Annotated in this window: 2 protein-coding genes and 1 pseudogene; 2 read left to right on the plus strand and 1 reads right to left on the minus strand. The window is 62.7% G+C overall.

What is annotated here, in order from left to right; genetic code table 11:
- Window positions 1–368: 368 nt before the first annotated feature.
- On the minus strand, window positions 369–2,147 hold the full coding sequence (locus IEZ03_RS37165) for a DUF262 domain-containing protein (protein WP_184885401.1): 1,779 nt from the start codon (window positions 2,145–2,147) through the stop codon (window positions 369–371).
- A gap of 344 nt (window positions 2,148–2,491) precedes the next feature.
- Here IEZ03_RS37165 and IEZ03_RS38950 point away from each other — a divergent pair.
- A pseudogene (locus IEZ03_RS38950) lies at window positions 2,492–2,767 on the plus strand (AlbA family DNA-binding domain-containing protein); the annotation flags it as partial.
- Between the two features lie 154 nt (window positions 2,768–2,921).
- Window positions 2,922–3,851 carry a hypothetical protein gene (locus IEZ03_RS37175; protein ID WP_229808835.1) on the plus strand — a complete coding sequence of 310 codons (930 nt, stop codon included), beginning with the start codon at window positions 2,922–2,924 and terminating at the stop codon, window positions 3,849–3,851.
- Window positions 3,852–3,879: the final 28 nt, after the last annotated feature.

The raw sequence follows: 3,879 nt of genomic DNA on the forward strand, positions 1-3,879 counted from the left end.
CATCGCAGGCCACGGGGCATCCCTTTTGCTGTTCCCGACTCCTGGACGATCATTCACCGGTGGATCGAGGCTTAGGCACAGAATAATCTTCGGGGGTCCGGGTGACTGTGAAGATCATCCACCCGATTCGGGGAACTCGAAGTCGAGCACCATCAGGGAATGAGGAGTGTCGCCCAGGATGACGGCCAGCTTGTAACTTCACGAACGATCAGCGGGACACGCGCGCCCGCGCAGGCCCAAGCTGATTCGTAGCCAGCGGTTAGTAACGTCCAGGTAAACCGAAGCCCTGCCCGTCTTGAGCGCCAGTTGCGCCATGGGGCCCGTAGAGCGAAGGTCCACCCCACCGGGCCGTGATGGCGGCCACGTCTTTAGTCCTCGGCGAGCTCTGAGGTCGTCGTTGCTCCGAGGGCTTTGATGAGGCGGTTCCTGATCCTCTGTTTCCGTTCCTTGAAGAAGGCGAGATAGTCGGTGAGGTCGAGCGGAAGTCCGTCGAGATCGTTCTCGTGGAGGTAGGTCTCGCGTTTCACGGCGATCGGGAACACGGTTTCGGATCCGATCCAGTCAGCAGGAAGTGTGGCCTGCTTCTCGATGTTCACGGTGCCGGGGAGGAGTTGCAGGTTGGGCAGAAGATTGACCGTCTCCAGACAGTCGTCGATCTTCTCCGCAGGGATGCCGGCCGCCGCAAGCCTTTTCCTGGTAAAGCTGGATTTTGGAAAGATATGGTCCTCGTGGAACTTCTTGCTGAGATCCAATCCTGGGTAGAGCACGGACAAGACCGGGAAGGTCCGCTGCCCGGCGTACTTGAGGTTGAGTAGTTCATCGATCTCCGCAGGATCGAAGGACAGGCTCTTGCCGGCTGCACCCATTGCCGCCTCCACCTCGCTGACTGGGAAGCAGCCGGTGGTGTTGGCGTTGAGTACATCGCGGATTCGGGTCAAGGTGGTGTCGAGGCCGGAGCCCCACACGCCCCGCTTGATGAGCGAGCGCGTGACCCAGCGCTGGAGCACGAGGCGGTCGCTGGCATCGGCGCTGGAGTCGAGATAGTTGTCGCCTGCGCCCCGTTGATGGAGGTAGTGGGCGATCGGAACGATGACGCTGTTGGCTGTGAGGTTGCGCTCGCTGTATCCGAATTGTTGAAGTACCGTCGCCGCCCGTAGGAGAGCACCCTCGATCTCCGGCCACGCGGCCTCGACCTTGGCCATGTTCGCCTGCGTGAAGTTGGTGACCTTGAAACGGACGTCGACACCGGCGATGGTCAGGGCCGTCTTTAGAACGACGTCCTTGGAGAAGGCGAACTGGCGCCCGGCGTTGCTGTTGAGGTCGCGTACGAGTGAGCGGACCTCCTCCCGGGCGTCGAGTTCCTTCCACTGGTTGGTCGCCATGGACAGCAGCAGGTCGGAGTAGGACAGTGTGGTGCCGCCGCTGTTGACCCGGACGAACACCTCCAGGACTTTGTCGGGGTCCTGGTCAGTGACCAGGAAGTAGTTCATGGGCTTGAGGACTCGAACTGCCTCGTACAGGTCCCAAAGCCGCTGGGACGCGTCGCCCACGTTCGTGATACGCCGTTGCTCCAGCTCCTTGATGGTCGCCGGACCTGGATTGGCCAGGTCGAGTATGGCGCCGACGCGGAACCATTTGTCTTCCCTGTCCTGTTCGGCAGCCGCCTCTTTGTCGGTGAGGAAGCGCAGATCGTACTTCAGGCCGAGTTCTTCGTCCTTTGGGTCGTCGACGAGGTTCAGATAGAGCTTCTTGACCGGGAACGCGTCCGGGCTGCTCCACCACGCGTACTTCTTCTTCTCGGCGATGCTGCCGTAGAGGGCGATGTTGAGCGACGTCAGCCGCTGCTGACCGTCGAGGACGGCGGTTGTCCCCGTGCCCGCGAGAACTGTCGCCTTCTCGGCGTAGGGGTTGTCGCGCTCGTGAAAGTGCGTGAGGAACTCATAGAACGTGTACGACTGCGCCGTCTCAGGTTTGACGTCCCAGAGCAGGAAGGACCCGACCGGGTAGCCGCGCATGAGGCTGTCGACGAGCTTAACGATCTGGCCAGTGCTCCACACGAATTCCCGCTGGATGGCGGGCATGAGGTACTCGCGCTTGTTGATCGCGGTGAGCATCTCCTCGACGCTGCGAGGGGTCTGGAAGGCCATGCTCAGCATCCTCCGTGCATCGCGAAATCGGTCGAGGTATCCATCGGGACCTTCAAGTGTAGGCGGGGAAGACTCGGTTGCGGGCGGATTGAGAAGCGCCCCGAACTCACTGGGTGATGGATAGCAAGAGGTAGAGACTCAGGCATGCTCGATCGTCTTCACGTCGGATCGAATCCTGTACCGGGCACGCACGAGGGAACCCTCCTTGTGCAGGCGTGGCGGGCGTTGTCCTGACCCCGCAGCTCCCTCACACAGCCGCCTGGCCAGGCGCCGCAGCAATAACGGCCTGGTGGACCTGACCGAACCGGCCCACAGCAGGGCGACCCACTTCATAGGGTTCTCGCATGCTCCGCTCACCGCGCCTTGAGGCGCTCTTCGCGAAACGACTCGATCAGGTGACCTTCGCCGACGTGCAGGGGCTCGTGGGGAGAGAGGAAGCAGCCGAGGCGGCCGACCTGGATTACAAGGAGCTCGTCCACGCCAAGAACCCCGAACAGAAGGCGGAGTTCTGCAAAGACGTCGTCGCGATGGCCAACGACCGCGGCGGTGCCCTGATCGTCGGAGTCCGGGAGGACAGCGACCAGGCCATTCCCGAGGCGATCACCAAGGTCGACGTCACCGACGGTGAACGGCAACGGCTTTACGCGGTACTTACCAACACAGCACCGCACCCGCTTCCCGTCGCCATCGTGCCCGTCAACGATCCTGACGATCCCGGCCGCGGCGTCCCTGCTGGTCCTCGTCGAGCGCAGCGCGCTCGCCCCGCATACCGTCTTGGACACCCGCGAAAAGGTCCATCACCGGGATGGCTGGCTGCGATACCCCATACGCAACGGGGCCGCAACGCGCTGGATGCAGGAACCCGAGATCGCGACCCGGTACCGCGACCGATTCACCCACGGCCGGTCGGTGCAGGACCGGGTCAGCGAAGTGGAGCTCGAGTGCCTGCTCGCCTACGAAGAGCGTGACCAGTGGGACAGTGGCGATAACGGCTCCGATTCACAGGCGAGTTCACCCCTGGCCCCTCGCGTGCCTCACATCCCTTACTTCGAGGAGAACCGAGAGCCGGCCCGCCCCGTCTTGGCCGTCACCGTGGCTCCGGAGGTCGCCGGACGGCTCGTCATCAACCGCGCGTCGCTGATGGAGTTCCAGCGGTCCATCGGAACCACATCTGTCCTGGTCGGCCGAGACGTCACCTTCGAGAACGTACAGGTCGCGCCGGGCCGCCTCGTGGCCAGCTTCGGTGCCCCCATCATCGGTCTTTACGCCGAATTCCACGAAGACGGCTCCGGCGCATTCCTCGTCACGCTGCTCCCACCTAAGAGCGATGACACGGTCGAGTTGTTCGCGCAAGACGCTATGTTTTACGTTCTGTCGGGTCTCAGGTGCCTTGGACGCCATGCCCGGGATCGCACCGGCGCTACCGGTGTGGCCGCGATCCGTTGCAGCATCCTCGGAGGGATCAACGAGCTCGGTGGCGTCGAAACGGTCTTGCCTCACCGGGGCGACCCGTACGAGATCAAACTTGTCTCCGAAGGCAACCACGGCGAGTACGCGAACCTGCGCTCTACTACCTGCGCCGTCGGCAACGCCTTCGCTCACGTCGACGATCTCGCAGTCGACGGGCCAGGGTTGATTTCGGCCGCCGCCATGGTCTCTAAGTGCGTGTTTGAGAAGTTGATCTGGGTCGGCGTGGTTACGTGATCTTGTGTGCCGGTTCGTGCAGGGTGGC

Origin of the sequence: Actinomadura livida (assembly GCF_014648675.1) — a bacterium.
Classification (GTDB): Bacteria; Actinomycetota; Actinomycetes; order Streptosporangiales; family Streptosporangiaceae; genus Spirillospora; species Spirillospora livida.

Coding starts and splice junctions, on each gene's coding strand:
- IEZ03_RS37165 (WP_184885401.1), bottom strand. CDS start 2,147: ATGGCCTTCCAGACCCCTCGCAGCGTCGAGGAGATGCTCACCGCGATC.